At 39.6% G+C, this 17,147-nt stretch carries 14 protein-coding genes and 1 tRNA gene; 9 read left to right on the top strand and 6 right to left on the bottom strand.

Annotation, left to right across the window (positions count from 1 at the left end; genetic code table 11):
* Window positions 1-2 precede the first annotated feature (2 nt).
* Window positions 3-410 (bottom strand): thiol-disulfide oxidoreductase DCC family protein, encoded by a 408-nt coding sequence (locus OQ289_RS18035; RefSeq protein ID WP_270088217.1) that lies wholly within the window; start codon window positions 408-410, stop codon window positions 3-5.
* Window positions 411-576: 166 nt separating this feature from the next.
* Here OQ289_RS18035 and OQ289_RS18030 point away from each other — a divergent pair, with 166 nt between their 5' ends.
* The 5 genes from OQ289_RS18030 to OQ289_RS18010 all read left to right on the top strand — a co-directional run bounded on the left by OQ289_RS18030 (window position 577) and on the right by OQ289_RS18010 (window position 8,246).
* Entirely contained in the window at window positions 577-1,254 is a 678-nt protein-coding gene (locus OQ289_RS18030) for a response regulator transcription factor (RefSeq protein ID WP_270088216.1), read from the top strand.
* Window position 1,255: 1 nt separating this feature from the next.
* Complete coding sequence (locus OQ289_RS18025) at window positions 1,256-2,602, top strand: sensor histidine kinase (protein WP_270088215.1); 1,347 nt, start codon at window positions 1,256-1,258, stop codon at window positions 2,600-2,602.
* Between the two features lie 176 nt (window positions 2,603-2,778).
* Window positions 2,779-4,047 carry a TolC family protein gene (locus OQ289_RS18020; RefSeq protein WP_270088214.1) on the top strand — a complete coding sequence of 423 codons (1,269 nt, stop codon included), beginning with the start codon at window positions 2,779-2,781 and terminating at the stop codon, window positions 4,045-4,047.
* A 1-nt stretch (window position 4,048) separates the two neighbouring features.
* Window positions 4,049-5,152: an efflux RND transporter periplasmic adaptor subunit gene (locus OQ289_RS18015; protein ID WP_270088213.1), complete on the top strand. Its 1,104-nt coding sequence runs from the start codon at window positions 4,049-4,051 to the stop codon at window positions 5,150-5,152.
* Between the two features lies 1 nt (window position 5,153).
* The gene (locus OQ289_RS18010) at window positions 5,154-8,246 is read left to right on the top strand and encodes an efflux RND transporter permease subunit (RefSeq protein ID WP_270088212.1); all 3,093 of its coding nucleotides are present in this window, start codon (window positions 5,154-5,156) and stop codon (window positions 8,244-8,246) included.
* 35 nt (window positions 8,247-8,281) lie between these two features.
* Here OQ289_RS18010 and OQ289_RS18005 read toward each other — a convergent pair whose 3' ends face one another.
* The 3 genes from OQ289_RS18005 to OQ289_RS17995 form a co-directional block, all read right to left on the bottom strand.
* A complete protein-coding gene (locus tag OQ289_RS18005; RefSeq protein ID WP_270088211.1) occupies window positions 8,282-9,496 on the bottom strand; it encodes a bifunctional 3,4-dihydroxy-2-butanone-4-phosphate synthase/GTP cyclohydrolase II in 1,215 nt (404 codons plus the stop codon).
* A 92-nt stretch (window positions 9,497-9,588) separates the two neighbouring features.
* A complete protein-coding gene (locus tag OQ289_RS18000; RefSeq protein WP_270088210.1) occupies window positions 9,589-11,055 on the bottom strand; it encodes an LptF/LptG family permease in 1,467 nt (488 codons plus the stop codon).
* Window positions 11,056-11,141: 86 nt separating this feature from the next.
* Window positions 11,142-11,519 carry an START-like domain-containing protein gene (locus OQ289_RS17995; RefSeq protein ID WP_033564125.1) on the bottom strand — a complete coding sequence of 126 codons (378 nt, stop codon included), beginning with the start codon at window positions 11,517-11,519 and terminating at the stop codon, window positions 11,142-11,144.
* Between the two features lie 415 nt (window positions 11,520-11,934).
* On the opposite strand from OQ289_RS17995, the gene OQ289_RS17990 reads away from it, so the two are divergent.
* Window positions 11,935-12,008, top strand: a tRNA-Met gene (locus tag OQ289_RS17990).
* A gap of 274 nt (window positions 12,009-12,282) precedes the next feature.
* Here the strand turns inward: OQ289_RS17990 and OQ289_RS17985 are convergent.
* A complete protein-coding gene (locus tag OQ289_RS17985; protein ID WP_270088209.1) occupies window positions 12,283-12,684 on the bottom strand; it encodes a hypothetical protein in 402 nt (133 codons plus the stop codon).
* A gap of 863 nt (window positions 12,685-13,547) precedes the next feature.
* Between OQ289_RS17985 and OQ289_RS17980 the strand changes: the two genes are divergently transcribed.
* On the top strand, window positions 13,548-14,120 hold the full coding sequence (locus OQ289_RS17980; RefSeq protein WP_270088208.1) for an RNA polymerase sigma-70 factor: 573 nt from the start codon (window positions 13,548-13,550) through the stop codon (window positions 14,118-14,120).
* 201 nt (window positions 14,121-14,321) lie between these two features.
* On the opposite strand, the gene OQ289_RS17975 is transcribed toward OQ289_RS17980, so the two are convergent.
* On the bottom strand, window positions 14,322-15,062 hold the full coding sequence (locus OQ289_RS17975; RefSeq protein ID WP_270088207.1) for an SDR family oxidoreductase: 741 nt from the start codon (window positions 15,060-15,062) through the stop codon (window positions 14,322-14,324).
* Between the two features lie 160 nt (window positions 15,063-15,222).
* Here OQ289_RS17975 and OQ289_RS17970 point away from each other — a divergent pair, with 160 nt between their 5' ends.
* Both OQ289_RS17970 and OQ289_RS17965 read left to right on the top strand, forming a co-directional pair.
* Window positions 15,223-15,816, top strand: coding sequence for an RNA polymerase sigma-70 factor (locus tag OQ289_RS17970; RefSeq protein ID WP_270088206.1), 594 nt, complete (start codon window positions 15,223-15,225; stop codon window positions 15,814-15,816).
* Between the two features lie 74 nt (window positions 15,817-15,890).
* Entirely contained in the window at window positions 15,891-17,063 is a 1,173-nt protein-coding gene (locus tag OQ289_RS17965; RefSeq protein WP_270088205.1) for a FecR family protein, read from the top strand.
* Window positions 17,064-17,147: the final 84 nt, after the last annotated feature.

The following is a 17,147-nucleotide window of genomic DNA, read 5'->3' as shown; positions in this document are numbered from 1 at the left end:
CATTAAAGTATTTGGATAAAGCGTTTGCGCTCTGCTTCTGTTGGCATACGACAGCTGTCTTGTTTGCCAAACCACTTATATCTGTATTTTGCTATAAAATCATAACACCGATTTCGTAGAAAGGTTGGAATGATTTTAAAAATGAATAGAAAGCTCCACGGAAACCCTAAGTCTTTAGCGATGTACAAAGCAGCATTACTCTTACTGAGGATTTGACCCTCACGGATATAAAGGATGGAATCGACTTGGTGGCCAAGAAGAGATTGATAATGTTGTCCAATATCGGATTGTAACGATGAAAAATAGAATTTGCGTCGTTTGTCGTTTCTCATGATAAGGTTAACGGTATTGTTGCATAGGTTGCACACACCATCAAACAAAATAATATTTTTAACTTTTGAGGTTGACATCAATTTGATTTGGATTTTTATAAAATTACGGAAAATATTAAGGAGCTATCACCATATGGACGTCAAAAAAAGCCGATTCAAATTACTGGTCGTGTTTTTTAATGAAGAACTCGGGAATACAAAGCATTTTATCTAAGTTTGAAAATATTGGATTAAATGAAATGCTATGCAGATACTACTTGTGGAAGATGACGTTAGGATTAGTGATTTTGTTGTTAAGGGGTTGGTAGAGAATGGATTTAATGTGCAACTCTGCGCTTCAGCGGAGGAGGCCAGAGAGATTGTCTTTGACACATCTTTTGACGTGATTATACTAGATGTCATGTTACCTGGAGTAGACGGTATACAGCTCACGAAGATGATTCGCTACAAAAGCATACTGACACCGATATTAGTTTTGAGTGCCCTGAATGATACTGAAGATAAAGTCGCAGCATTGGATAGTGGTGCCGATGATTTCTTGGTAAAGCCCTTTCATTTCAAGGAATTGATATCTCGTATCAATGCGTTGACACGACGTACCAAATATCAAAAACAGGAGATACACCAAAATGATATCTTGGTACAGGAACTGAGGATAGATCTTGACAAACATGCAGTGTATCAGCATGGCGAGAAAATAGAACTTTCGCCCAAAGAGTTGAAACTGTTGATTTATCTTGCTGAGAATAAGGATAGAGTTGTATCCCGGACGATGATATTGAATGCTGTGTGGGGTATTAATTTTGATAATAATACCAATGTGGTGGATGTGTATATATCTTATCTCCGCAATAAAATAGATGAAAGTAAACACCAATATATACAGACTATAAAAGGAACTGGATATATGATGCAAGGATAGTATGAACTTAAGAAAGCGACTCACATTTATAACCTCATTAATCTTTGGTATCATCTTCGGGATAGCCACGGTATTGATTTATTGGACTTTTTATAAATCTAGTGAACGCTCTGTTTATAACGAATTGGAAACCACTTGCTTGGTGTCAGGGATCTATTATTTGGAGAAGGATGAGCAGTCTGATGACAAGCACAACGAGTTTAAAATACAGTTCGAAAATTTGATTGATCGGTCCCGTGTGGCCATATATGACTCTAAAGGGGAAGTAAGGTTTGGAAGTCTAAAAAACGATAGCAATATATCTCCAGATCGACTTATGACGGTCAAGAAAAACAAAAAAGTAAGCTTTCAGTCCAATAATCATTTTTATTACGGGATGTATTATCCGGATAATCAAGGTGATTTTTATGTTTTTGTGAAAGAAAGCAATTCCGATTTTAAAGATCAAATAAATAGGCTCCTCGCTATTGTCGCTGTGGTACTACTGGTGGCGTGGGTAAGTATTGTTGTACTTGCCTATGTCTTGAGCAAGATTGCCTATCGTCCAATAAAAAGGGTAGTGGAAGAGGTCAAACACAAAGAAGTTTCAACGATACACCAACCTATTTCCACCATCAATTCCGGAGATGAATTGCAAGAACTGATCGATACCTATAATTCTTTGCTTCATCGGCTTTCGGAAACTTTTATCATCCAGAAGAACTTTGTGAGCTATGTATCTCATGAATTTAGAACTCCGCTAGCTGCCATATCGGGTACTTTAGAGGTCTTTTCGCAAAAAATCCGTACTGCTGAAGAATATCAGGAGGCGACCAAGATTGCGTTGGATAATGTTGACAATCTAACGAATATATTGGACAATATGCTTATTCTAACAGAAGCCAAAAGTTCGGCATTGTCATACCAAAAATTTAGATTGGATGAGGTGGTTTGGGATATTGTCTCCTATGCTCAAGAAAAGTTCAGCGCGCGTATCTCAGTGGATCTGCAAATTCAAGATCAGGATGTACTCCATGTTTATGGCAATGACGTGCTGATACAACTGTCCATCCAAAATTTGGTTGAGAATGCTATTAAATACTCCAACAATAAACCGGTAAAGATTCAAATATTCCAGGATAGAGGGCAGCTGATTATTCGTATTCAAGATAGTGGTATAGGTATCGCTGAGGACGACCTTCCATTAGTCGGTCAGACCTTCTATCGAGGAAAGAATATAGGAGATATCAAGGGCAGTGGCATAGGATTATCACTGGCAAGGGTTATCTTCAAACAACATAATATTGGATTCAACTTGACATCTGATAAGCTAGGGACCATTGTCGAGCTCACTTTTCCAGTGTCCTAATGAAATTCTAATCTATTCTAATCGAATTTTAATCTAACTCAAATTCTTGTGTAATCTACTACGATTAGTTTTGTCTCAAAATTAAATCGTGTGGCATGGCTAGAGAACAATTTATAAGATACTATCCGATCGAATGTGTTCGCAGTCATATCATATACTCGACGCAGATGATGTACATGAGATATTTACTAGTTATAGGTGTATTTATATTGAGCACCTTTCATTCTTTAGCGCAGGACAATTCCAGTAGGGAACTCGCTAGGCGTGAAATCGAACAACAATTTTTGTCCGCCAATTTGACATTACTGGCAGGGAAATACCAAATTGAGCAGGCCCGTGCTGCTATTCTCCAAGCCCGATTATGGCCCAATCCTACGTTTTCTATTTCGGAGGTCAATCTATGGAAAAATAATCCTGCTGAAACCATGCCGTCCTTAGTCGGAAAATGGGGAAAGCATCAGCAAGTTTCAATGGAATTGGAACAGATAATTGAGACTGCTGGTAAACGCAAGAAGCGAATTCAATTAGAGCGATTGAACTTGAAAAGTCAAGAACTGGAATTCGAGGAAACACTCCGCAACCTTAAGTTCGATTTGCGGGAGTCCATTATTGAGTTGCAGGCGTTACAGGTGCAGGAGACCTTGTATCAATCTCAATTTGAATTATTCAGCAATCTCTCCGATGCTTTTTTTAAGCAATGGAAAGAAGGCAATGTCAGCGAAATGGAGTATGTACGCATTCATTCGGAGATGCTATCTTTTCAGAATGAACTGACGGAAATTCGGAACGACAAGCTTACACGTATACAGAGAATCAAGACCTATATCAACTTGGATGAAGCCCCGTTGATTGTTATTGCAGATACCCTCAATATCGATCGATTTATTACTCCCCAAATACTTCAGTGGAAGATAGACGCCATGGAGAATAGAGCGGATTTTCGCCTTGCGGGCAATCAGGTAGAGTTGAGTAGACAACAGCTTGCGGTAGAGGAGGCCGAGCGAAAGCCTAATGTACAATTGAATCTTGGATATGATCGAGGTGGAAACATCATGCAAGATTTTATTGGGATTGGTGCGAGTATAGATCTTCCCATTTTCAATCGAAACCAAGGAAATGTGAAGATAGCTCGATTGGAAATCGAAAAGAGCAATGCCACACTTACACAGCATAAACTGTCGATAGTAAACGAATTGGATGCCTCTGTTTCTAGGCTAACTCAGTTACAATCCATCATTGAAAAGTTGGGTGGGCAATTTGAAGATCAGTTAGATCGATCTTTAGAAAAGTATACCCGCAACTTCCAAAGTCGTAATATCTCTGTGCTTGAGTTTGTGGACTTTGTGTCTTCCTATCTAGATAGTAAAAAGAATTTGATTGACCGTAAAGAACAGTATTTGAAAACCATTGAAGAACTACAGTATGTTATTGGAAAAGATATTTAAGATGAAGAAAATAAGGTATGCTCCAGTTTTTATAGCGTGGGGTCTTTCGTTGACGTCTTGCAATCAAGGCGGGGATACGACCAAATTGACTAATAAGTCTCCGGACAAATATTGCTTGACCGCAGATTTTAAGAAAAAAATCACCCTTGAAAAGCTGTCGTTGCAACCTGTGAAAGAACAAATATCGCTTACAGGGAGTATCAATTACAATGAGGACGATGTGGTTAAGTATAGAAGTATGCTGGATGGGACGGCAGAACAGGTAACTTTTGATTTGGGACAATTTGTAAAAAAAGGGCAGGTATTGGCTACTGTACGGAGTATTTCGGTAAATGATATGTCCAATGAGCGGCAAGGGTTGGTCAATCAGATTGCTTTAACCAGGCAAAAGCTCTTGTCCACACAAAGTATGTTCAACGATGGCTTAGCTTCAGCTAGAGATGTGGATGAGATTAAGGTCGAACTCGCCAATCTAGATGCGACATTACGGCGTTTAGACGCCAACATGGATTTGTACAATGCCACGGCAGATAAGGGTGTTTTTCAGATAAAGGCTCCAAAAGATGGCTATATCGTAGAAAAGAATATCAATACGGGAGCCAATATCAATAATGAGGAACAGTTGTTTGCGCTGAGTAATCTCAAGCAAGTGTGGGTGATGGTCAATATCTATGCAAACAACTTACAATATGTAAAGAATGGTGCTGCGGTTACGGTCAAAACATTAGCTTATCCAAATGAGGTATTCAGTGGTAAGATACAGCAGATTTCTAACGTGTTCGATCAGGAAGAAAGGGTGTTAAAGGCGCGTGTTTTGTTGGACAATGGTGACCTGAGATTGAAACCCGGAATGAGTGCAGATGTCATTATCAACAAAGCCACTTTAATGGATGAAAAGCTCGTAGCTATTCCTAATCATGCTATTATCTTCAATAATAATCAAAAATACGCGGTGGTATACAATGGAGATTGTGACCTGTTAGTGATGCCCATAAAGCCTGTGGCAGAGAATAATGAATATACATTTGTACGAGAGGGGTATAAAGAGGGAGATCAGATTATCACCCGAAATGAATTGATTGTCTTTGAAGAGTTGATGAAATAACATGAAGAAATTTGTCCAAAATATTGTAGCCTTTTCCCTTAGGCATTCTTTGGTCGTGATTTTTGCGACAGTGGCGATGTTGTTTGTTGGAATTTATGCTTATATCCATACCCCGATTGAAGCTTTCCCGGATGTGACCAATACTCGAGCACGGATTATTACACAGTGGCCTGGCCGGAGTGCTGAAGAAATTGAAAAGTTTGTGACATTGCCCATCTCAAAAGAGATGAACACCATCCCAAAGAAATCTCAGGTCAGGTCGATTTCGTTATTTGGATTATCCGTCGTGACAGTGCAATTTGATGATGAAGTGGATGATTTTTATGCACAGCAATATGTTGCCAATAGGATGAATGGGGTTGATTTGCCAGATGGTGCACACAGCGAGATTGAACCCCCATATGGTGCTACGGGCGAAATTTTTAGATACATTATTAAGAGTGATTTACCTATTAAGGAAGTGTCTGCAATCCAAGATTGGACTATAGAACGTGAATTGGTATCGGTAGCTGGTGTGGCAGATGTGGTCAGTTTTGGCGGTGAGGAGAAAATATACGAAATCAAGATTAACCCTACCGAGTTGGCAAACTACAACTTGTCTCCCTTGGATGTATACGAAGCCGTATCCCGTTCTAATATTAATGTAGGTGGAGATGTTATTCAGCAAGGCAATCAAGCCTATGTGGTGCGTGGTGTAGGGCTGCTTGATAAGATAGAAGATATTGGTAACATCTTGGTCAAAGTCAATGGATCCACTCCTATCTTGATTAAGCATGTGGCCGAGGTACAGATTTCTGCCAAACCTAGACTCGGACAAGTTGGATACAATGATGAGGACGATTTAGTCGAAGGGATAGTAGTCATGCTACGCGGCGAGAATCCGTCTGAGGTCATTGGTCGGTTAAAAGAAAAAATTGAAGATCTCAATACCCGTATTTTACCCAAGAATGTACAACTTATCCCCATCGTGGATCGGACAAAACTGGTGGACAATACGGTGCATACTGTCTCTAAAAACTTAGTAGAGGGCATCTTGTTGGTCTCGTTTATCGTATTCATCTTTTTGTACAATTGGAAGACGACGTTTATCGTAGCGTCGGTCATCCCATTGGCCTTCCTATTTGCGATTATCATGCTGCGAATACAAGGGTTGCCTGCTAACCTTATCTCAATGGGCTCTCTCGATTTTGGTTTGCTGCTCGAGGGCACGCTCGTCATCGTGGAGACCGTATTTGTGGCGATGGAGCGGGAGTCCCACCGACTAGGTGCAGCCCGCTTTAATAAGATATCAAAATTAGGAATAATCAAGAAGAGTGCCGGGTCCGTCGCAAGTTATATATTCTTTGCTTTATTGATTCTAATAGTTGCTCTTTTGCCTATCTTCTCCTTTCAAAAAGTTGAAGGAAAGATGTTTTCGCCATTAGCGTTTACCTTAGGATATGCCTTGTTGGGTTCTTTGATTTTGAGCCTCACTTATGTACCTGCGATGTGTAAGTATCTACTTAATAAGAATATCAGTGAGAAGGAGAATGCCATATCTAGATTCTTTGGAAAGCATGTGTTTAGTTTCTTTAAGCTTGCATTTAAGCATAAGAAGTGGACGATTGGCTTATTTCTGTTTATTCTTATCGGGTCCGCTGTACGGTTTCACTTCTATGGTTCGGAATTCCTTCCTAAGCTCAATGAAGGTGCCATTTACATTAGAGCGACACTGCCTAATAGTATCAATCTGGACGAATCTGTAGAGCTGACAAAAGAGATGAAGACAATGCTTAGGGATGATTTTGATGAAATAGATTTCATTATGACCCAGACTGGAAGACCCAACGATGGTACAGACCCTACCGGATTTTTTAATATCGAATTCAATATTGAATTAAAGCCCCATCAAGAATGGAAGAACAAAATCTCAAAAGATGAATTGATCCAGCAGATGCGGGATAAGCTGCAGCAGTATCCAGGTATCAACTTTGGATTTAGCCAACCTATTCAGGATAATGTAGAGGAATATGTTGCAGGTGTCAAGAGCCCATTGGTAATCAAGATATTTGGTGACAATCTGTATGATTTGGAAAAGAAAGCATTTCAAGTTGCCAATACGATTGAATCTGTAGAGGGGATTACGGATGTCAATGTATTCAAGAATATCGGGCTTCCCGAGTTGCGGATACAGCTACACGATTCTAAAATGGCCAAATACGGAGTGTCCACCCGAGATGTGCAATCCGTCATCGAGATGACTATTGGCGGACAGTCTGCAACTACATTTTATGAAAATGAACGCATGTTTGATGTGAGGTTACGTTTTCAGAAGGAATATCGTGATAATCCCGAAAAGATTGGTAATATCTTGATTCCAACAATGAACGATCAACGTGTTCCTCTTCGAGAAATTGCAACGATAGATTACCATACTGGGCCTGCATTTATATATAGAGAGGGCAATTCTCGATATATTGGTATAGGATTCAATATTGAAGGCCGCGACTTGGGAAGTACAATTGTAGAGGCTAAAGCAAAGGTCGAGAAGGAAATATCACTTGCCAAAGAGAATAAATTGGTATGGGCAGGAGAGTTTGAAAGTAAAGAAAGGGCTTCCAAGCAATTGATGATGGTTGTCCCTGTCTCATTGGTACTCATTCTTCTCTTGTTGTATGCTAATTTTGGAAATGGGAAGGATACCTTGATTTCAGCAATCACACTACCTTTTGCTTTTATTGGTGGGTTTATTTCATTATGGGTGACAGGGACTATCTTTGGTATCTCTGCAGGTATCGGATTTATTATTTTGTTTGGAGTCGCGACAATAGATGGTATTGTATTGATAGGTGTGATGAAGGACAATCTAAAGGCGAAAATGAGCCTCCAAGAGTCCATTTATAGCGGCGTCAAGAGTCGGATTAGACCTGTTGTCATGATTGCACTCATGGGGTCAATGGGATTGCTCCCCGCGGCATTATCGAGTGGAATGGGGTCTGAGATCCAAAAGCCCCTCGCCATTATGATTGTCGGCGGTTTGATTATCTGCCTTATCCTATCTGTGGCTGTGTTGCCGATATTATTCTATTACGCATACCGAAAGGAATATAGTTAACAAAAAAGGGACTCAATGAGTCCCTTTTTTGTTAACTATAGATTCTTCATGATGGTGTGACCCATACGGTCACGTTTTGTTTTGAGATATTCTTCATTGTATTTGTTGGCTTCGATCTCGATGGGTACATTTTCGATAATCTCCAGGCCATAACCTACCAGTCCAGCTCTCTTAGTTGGATTGTTGGACATCAACCGCATCTTAGTGACACCCAAGCTTCTCAAAATCTGAGCCCCTACACCATAGTCGCGAAGATCGGCTTTGAACCCTAATTGGAGATTGGCATCAACTGTATCTACACCACTTTCTTGCAGTTTATAGGCGTGTAGTTTGTTGATTAGTCCAATTCCACGGCCTTCCTGATTCATATATACTATAACACCTTTTCCTTCCGCTTGAATCATTTGCATCGCTTTGTGTAACTGTGGTCCACAATCACATCTACATGAGCCAAAGATGTCACCTGTCATACATGAACTGTGTACACGTACCAAAATAGGTTCTTCTTCATTCCATTCACCTTTAAATAGAGCTAGGTGCTGCGCTCCTGTATCTTTCTGTGTGTAGGCTTTCAATTTAAACTCACCAAATTCAGTTGGCATGTTGACAGTGACCTCTTCTTCAATTAGAGAGTCATGTTTTAATCTGTATTCAATAAGATCTTCAATACTGACGATTTTGAGGTCGAAGCGTTTGGCTACTTCAATAAGTTCTGGTAATCTAGCCATCTCACCATCTTCTTTCAATATTTCGACCAATACCCCAGCAGGCTCAAATCCAGCGAGACGAGCTAAGTCGACAGTAGCTTCGGTATGGCCGGTACGACGAAGTACGCCACCATCTTTTGCAATAAGTGGAAATATATGCCCTGGACGTCCTAGTTCCTCTGGACGGATATTGGGATCGATAAGCGCTTTAATAGTCTTTGAACGATCTGAAGCAGAGATTCCGGTAGTACAGCCATAGCCTTGTAAATCTACCGAAACGGTAAAGTTTGTTTCATATACTGCAGTATTTTGGCCCACCATTAGTTCGAGCCCCAATTCATTACAACGTTCTTGGGTCAACGGTGCACATACCAAACCCCTACCGTGCGTAGCCATGAAATTAATGATTTCCGGAGTAGCATTGCGTGCGGCTGTTACAAAGTCACCTTCATTTTCGCGGTCTTCATCATCGACTACAATAATGACTTTTCCGGCTTGTATGTCAGCGATTGCTTCTTCAATCGTATTGAGTTTAATATCCATTTTATATTAAGAAATAATCAATTTTTTACAAAGTTAGAGCTGTTATACATACCATTTATAACCCTCTTGTCAAATTATTTAAATCTTTCGATTTAAATCTGTTTTTTATCCTTACTGAATTTGTTTTTAATCGTATTTACAAAGTATTGAGCCTTGAGTTTGTACTGTTCAATATCGAATAGCGAAGAATCTGTGGTCGATTTGTACGTTAGGAATATAGCCAATGGTGTCAGTACGATGATGGCCATCCACATGCCAACGACCGGAGAGAGACTTGCATCTTTTGCTGCTTTCTCGGACATTGTTGAGATAATGTGGTAAATTAGAAAGAAGATGATAGACATGACTACAGGTAGGCCTAGGCCTCCTTTTCGAATGATTGCCCCCAAAGGTGCCCCAATGCCAAATAGAAGCAGGCAGGATACGGCAAGTGTAAATTTACGATGAAACTCTAATCGATATCGAATATCCCTATCCTTAAAAGCTTTATATTCCATTGTCTTATTACCGAGGGTTTCGGAAATATAGCGACTCTGCGTTATTGCAGAACCTATTATTTGTCTTTGTTGACCTGCTGGTACTATATCATCTAGGAAGTTTTTGTAAGGCTTGACCTTTTGCGGCTTTACTTTGACACCTTCTGGGTTGAAGTACTTAGAATAATAGTTGTAATAATTTCGAATATCAGCTTCTGCCATGCGCCCCACACTATCCAGTTGTCGATAATTGGAATCGGTATAGACCTTGAGCTGTTTAAGATTTAACATGGCGTGATGAGATTTGAAAAGATTTTCATCTGTTCGCTTCATCTTGAAATTTTCCATATCAAATTTTTGTTCCGTTTCTTTGAATTGAAAGCGGATAAACTGCCTTCTGGGGTCATATGTCTTTGAATTTTTTCCACGAGACTCCTCGTATCTTACTCCGTCTTTGAGTTTGAGCACCATAAAGCTGTTATCAGGCGAATTCTGGATAAACCCCTCTTGGGCGAGCGTTACATTATTGGCCGAACTTCCAGTACTATGATCATAAATCATCAAGTCTTTCAATATTGTACCGTCTTTACTTTTACTTTTTGCACGAATAGCATACCCAGGGATTGTACTGTTGAAAATTCCTGGTTTAATCAAAAAGTCTGCTTGTTTGTTGCGAACATCATATAGGAGAGACCCCATTTTAAGATTTACAATGGGTAGGATGTAATCCGAGAATAGAAATGAACCAGCACTGAACATGGTCACCAAGATAAACAGAGGTGTCATCGCTTTTCGTAACGAAACCCCAGCAGCTTTAATCGCTACCAATTCATAACTTTCTCCAAGATTACCGAAAGTCATGATGGAGGATAGGAGCATGGAGAGCGGGAGGGCCATCTGCATCTGTACGGCAGATTGATAGCCGATGAGTTGCAATATGACATACCATTCAAACCCTTTGCCGATCAAATCATCAATGTATTTGAAGAGAAAAAGCATCAACAGCACAAACATCACAATACAAAATGTGACGATGAAGGGTTTGATGAAAGATTGAAGAATTAATAAGTGAATTTTTTTCATCCGTCAGCTCGCTATACAACCTATCACTATTAATTATTGATACTTTGTAGCATAAATATGTTTTATGCTACAAAGATAAAGATTTTTTAGGCTCCAATAACACTTTGAAGATATTCAATCTGGTTGTCCCATATTTTTTTGCGGTCCTCAAGATTGTCCTTGTGGGCAAAGTCTGTAATCGATAAGGCAACGTCATTCGTGAGCTCATCTTGATTGATTTCCATTTCAAAATAATAGGGCTCATCATCCAGCCATTTAAACTTCACACTTTTGTTTTCTTTGAATGAGACAAGCTTTGCTTTTTGGCTTTCGTTATCCCAGATAAATTCATAGGTGTTGTCACGATGGTGGACCTCATCCGCAAACCACTGTGATAGCGCATTAGCCTCTTCCAAAAAAGGATAAAGTATTCGAGGAGATGAATTTATGATATATTCGCGTTGAAATTTTACTTTTTCTTCCATACAATTATATGCACTAGTTTAGTTGTTTTCTTGAACACTTTTCTTTTAAAAATCGTGCCACACTAATTCTCCTTGAAAAAATCGACTTACTCCCCCTTACACAAAAGAACTAGGTGACTCCATTTCTGTAAGTATACATATTTATTTTGTTTAAAAAAATAGTATCTAACTTTTCTTGGATAAAAAGCAAAAAACTTTTTTAGCTTATTTTTTTCATTTTGAATGAGTTTGTTTTTTTGGGGTAGTGAAGCAGTCAGATTTTTTTTCCTTTACACTGCAAATTAGGAAAAACGTGATGGTTTCATTCTTAGCTAATTGCGAGCGCATATCCCTTTTTCATCAAGAAAAGCTGAAAAATATGTGTAAAGGTATTTTGAATATAGTTTGATATTGCTATATTTGCATACTCAAAAACGGCGGGGTAGCTCAGATGGTTAGAGCGCAGGATTCATAACCCTGAGGTCGGCAGTTCGATCCTGCTCCCCGCTACTAAAAAAGCTTCAAGACACCTTGGAGCTTTTGTCGTTAATAAGGGTTTTGGCTAGGGTTCATATCCGCCAGCTGGCGGACTGCAGTTCGATCCTGCTCCCCGCTACTAAAAAAGCTTCAAGACACCTTGGAGCTTTTGTCGTTAATAAGGGTTTTGGCTAGGATTCATATCCGCCAGCTGGCGGACTGCAGTTCGATCCTGCTCCTAATAGCTAACCCTTCGTTTTATTAGTTCTCTATGGGATGGCTTTAGAATAACCATAGTCATTGGTCATCACCTCTCTTTCGTTTTATTGGCAGCAGCTTTTGTTTCTTCTTCGACGACGACAAGCTCAATAACTACATTTTCCATTATTTTAGAAGGCGTACCGTCAGCCTTGATTCTCGGAACCTTTTTATAAGCAATTATAATCTGCTCATCTTTAGGCAATCCGTCAGGAAAAAGATTGTCTAGGCTTTTAAGGTCAAATACTTTTTTGATTATCCCGATATGCCGCAAATTATATTTTTCAGGTTGATCCAACGATTCACATTTCCCGACGAATGTTTCAACAAATCCTAATTTTGAACTTAATACTTCTTGAGACCAGCCCTTTTGGCTGCGAAATTTCTTTACATTTTGTATTAACTCGTATTCTATTCGGAAGATAGCTTTAGTTTCGAAAATTTTACTCATCTCTTAAAATTTCCTACCATATATTTGGTAGTCTTAAATAATGTTTTTACATTTGTGTATGCCAACAATGTTTGGCTTGCGACTATAATTAAAAGAGTCTTGTTATCGAAAACGGCTAAATTTCAATGACGCAAGACCGTAGGGTAGTCGCTACCCCTTATTTTTGTATCTTTGCAGAGAGGGGTGGCACCCTATTGGATACTTCGTCAAATGGCTCTTAGCCGTGCCTCGATAAAAGTTGAAGATAGGATTGTCACCCCTCGCTTCGTATGCATCAAGGCTCGTTTCCATAAAACCAATTATGATTATGAAAACGACAAGACCAATTAGACATCAGTACAAACAATCCCATTCAAGGGAAGTCGAATGCTGGTATGCTCAAGCATTATTATTAAAAAACCTGTTCTCTCCACCCGAATAGGGTAATCGCTATACTCGGATGATTACATAACTGCACCACACTACCAAGATGGGGCAGGTTGCACGCGACCTATTTTCATCGGCACAATGAAGTTGCGTTGTACATTAGTATTCATCCCTACCGACCATCCTTCCATAAAAAAGTCATGTCTCTATTTTTTAGAGGTCAAGCAATCGGTATTGTCTTTTCTAGCAACTCTAAAGATAGTACGTTTTTTTGAACCCGTCAAGATGGTAGGCATCACTATAGTTTTTTTGTGAAACAGGGAAAAGTTGGTCGGTAGTTTTTAACATTTGATTTTTTAGTGTGATGGGACAACATTTCCCCATGGACAGCACTAATAAGCCTTTTTAACCAACGGGCAGCCAATGGGCCATCACAAGTAGAATACTATCTATCATCTCGCGCTGCAAATTGCCTGAAAATTATTTGTCTTTAAATTATGAAAGAAGCGACAAGTCATCTTTCGGATGAAAGCCTCATCCAGTTGCTCAAGCTAAGTAGCGAGGAAGCATTCGGTGAAATATATGAAAGGTATTGGAAAAGACTTTTTACCGCTGCTGCCAATAAGTTGGGCAGTCACGAAGAAGCAGAAGATATTGTTCAGCAGGTATTTATCAGCATTTGGCTTAGGAGGGAGGACCTTGAGATTCATTCTCAACTCCGTTCTTATTTATCCGTTGCTGTTAAGTATCGTGTATTAAAGCATCTAAATGCGCGAGCAAGACATAGGCACTATGGAGATGAAGCCGCCGAGGAGGCCCTTCTACATTTGCCAGACGACTCTACACAACAATGGATGGAGTATTACGAGACCAATGGTCGAATAAACAATTTAGTAGCCATACTGCCTGAAAAATGTCGTTTGGTATTCGAGATGAGTCGTGTCGAGGGGTATACACATAAGCAGATAGCTGCTGAATTGCAGCTATCAAAAAAGACTGTCGAATGGTATATCGGTAAAGCTATCAAATTTATAAAATCTAGACTGAATGTGTTTTTCTTAACTATGTAGAATATTAGAAGTAGAGCGAGATTGTGTGTGTTCTGATCCTTAGCTCATATCTTAATGGTGTCAAATATAGTTTTGGCATACACTTAAGATGTATTGCTTCGAATTTCCATTCTTTATCCTACTTCATATTCAAATACTTACCAGCTTATCAAAATGAGTTTGGAAAAGGCTATAGTTTAGTGTCCACTTTGAATACAGCTATTATCTTTCATTTTTGCCGTGATACAAATCGGAAAAGATTTGTGACAATTTCGAAGGTTCTTCTTTCCAGGCATTGTACATGCCTTGGCCCATTTCGTCTGGTATCATATCCAGCTGTCCTTCGGATACACCCGCTAGTATTTTTGTTGCGATGCTATCGGGATGTGGCATATCCCAATCGCTTCCTTTGTTCATATCGGTATCAATTGCACCAGGGTTGATTGCATGAACAGTGATTCCTTCTTTGGCCAATTCAATTCTTACTGATTGTGTTGCCGAGAAAAGGGCAGCTTTGGATGCTGCATATCCTGCAATGGACGGTAAGGGTGAATACGCTGCAATAGAAACAATGTTTATAATTTTAGCAGGCGTATTTTTTTTCAAAACAGGTACGAATGCACGCATCATCTTTATTGTTCCAAAATAATTTACCTTCATATCTTTGTCCATTCCAATCGGATTACCCTCGAGAATATTTCCAGGATTTACCCCCCCTGCATTATTGATGAGAATTTCAGTGTCGGGGGCAGCGACTGCGCAAAGTGCCACTTGGTCATCATTGGTAATGTCCAATTCCAGTGGTATTACCCTGCTGTCATTGAATTCGGGCATTCCATTTAAGTCTCTACAGGTTGCATATACCTTTTTTGCTCCATTGTTCAGCAAGGCCTTTACAAGCGATTTACCTATCCCTCGGTTGGCTCCTGTAATTAGAATTACGCTATTTTTGAAAATCTGCATATCGTTTTGTTTTATATATAAAGCAAAGCTATCTTAATAGAGGTCTAGATAAAATCCGAAACTTGCTGTATTACTTTTCTTCATACTAATTTAATAGAACGTTAATCCTCTGTTGTTTTCCGTACGCTAATTTTGTGTGTAGGAATATCAATAGAACTATATGTTTTTCAATGTATTGTCAGACCAAGAGTTAGTCAGAAAAATGAAGTTGGACAATCACCAAGCATTCAAGGAGATTTTTATGCGATATTGGGATGTATTACTTGACAGTGCATATAAAAGAATTGGTTCCAAAGAGGAGTCTGAAGAGATTGTGCAGGAGCTTTTTGTTTCACTTTATCAGAAAAGAGAGATACTCGACATTCATACATCCGTGGAGGCCTACCTGAAAGTAGCTCTAAAATCTCGAGTGTTCAATTATTACCGCTCTAAGCACATTCACGGAAAATATATGGAAAGTATTTTGGCCCAAAAGCAGATATTTTCTTCCGAAACTCCCTATCAAAATCTACATCAAAAAGAATTATCCATACAGATGGAACGTTCAATCGGTCGTATGCCTGCGAAATGTCGAGAAGTATTCCTATTGAGCAAGATAGAAAGTCTTTCTCACAGAAATATTTCGGAAAAGCTCCAAATATCCATTAGTACTGTAGAAAAGCACATCCGTAAAGCCATGGATATTTTGCGTACAGACTTTACGGACTATCAGTTTTCAATTGTATTCTTAGGCCTTATCTACCAATTTTCATAAAAATTTTAAAAAGTACATTTTTCCAATAGCGGTTTTTAGCTTGGAGTGTGTCTTATCTATATTAAGGCATAAAAATGGATAAAAGACGTTTTATTGAGTTAATTGGAAAAGTGGAACAGGGGTTGGCTTCGAAGGCTGAGCGCCAAGAGTTGGATGACCTATACGATACCTTTGAGCAAGAACCGGGATTCACAGACCTATTGACTGTCGAAGAGAAGAAGCAACAAGCCAAAATGCTATTCCAAAAAATCAGTTCGCAGGCAAATCCTGAACATCTACAGCGTCGTAAATCATATAATCGTATGACATGGAGCTGTGCCATATCTGCCATTTTTCTACTGACTTTTTGGTGGGGATATATGCTGCTTTTTCAAGGCAATCCTGCACAAGATACTGCTGTTTATAGCGTCAATGACGCGTTACCTGCCAAGGATGAAGCCTACCTCAGACTTGCCGATGGGAGGTCGATTATATTGGATAATAAAGCTTCTAACAAATTAGATGGCCTCCCTTTCTACTTAGATTCTGAAGGTGCGCTCGTCTATCAGATGAGTCATAAACCTTTTAACGGTGCTATCAATGATTACCATACTATTACAACACCCAAAGGTGGGCGGTATATGGTGATTTTGCCTGATGGTACCAAAGTATGGCTCAATGCAGGTTCCTCGCTGACCTTTCCCACAGTTTTTGCAACGGAGTCAAGAAGCGTAAAGATGAGCGGGGAAGTGTATTTTGACGTGGCAAAGATGCGTAATAAGCAGAAAAGTATTCCCTTTATCGTCGAGACCCCAAATCAACAGATTGAAGTATTGGGCACCCAGTTTAATGTGACTGCGTATGTTGGACAGAAATTTGAAGCCACCACCCTTATAGAGGGCAGTGTTCGGGTTCAAGACATATCGAAAAGGCAAGGTATCATTCTGGTGCCTGGGCAACAAGCTTTATTTGAAACCGGGAAAATCAATGTCTATAACGTCAGTTTGGAAAAGACGACTGCCTGGAAGAATGGTATGTTCCGCTTTGAAAACGATAATATCCGCACCGTCATGCAACAGCTGGAGAACTGGTATGACGTTGACATCGATTACAGTAACATGCCGATGGTTCATTTTAATGGTGGTATTTCACGTAGTCTGCCCTTGTCCAACGTACTGAACATGTTGGAAGTAACTGGGGGCTTTCGATTCGAAATCAATGCTAAGAACGTCAAGATTATAACCAACCAAAAGATTACTAACCCCTAAAAAACAGAAAATTTATGACATAGGACCATATGAGAAAGGCAAAAACCGGCAGTGGTGGTACACTGCCGGCGATATCAAGCCTCT

Origin of the sequence: Sphingobacterium sp. SYP-B4668 (assembly GCF_027627455.1) — a bacterium.
Taxonomy (GTDB): Bacteria; Bacteroidota; Bacteroidia; order Sphingobacteriales; family Sphingobacteriaceae; genus Sphingobacterium.
This window is presented reverse-complemented; position numbering and strand designations above follow the sequence as displayed.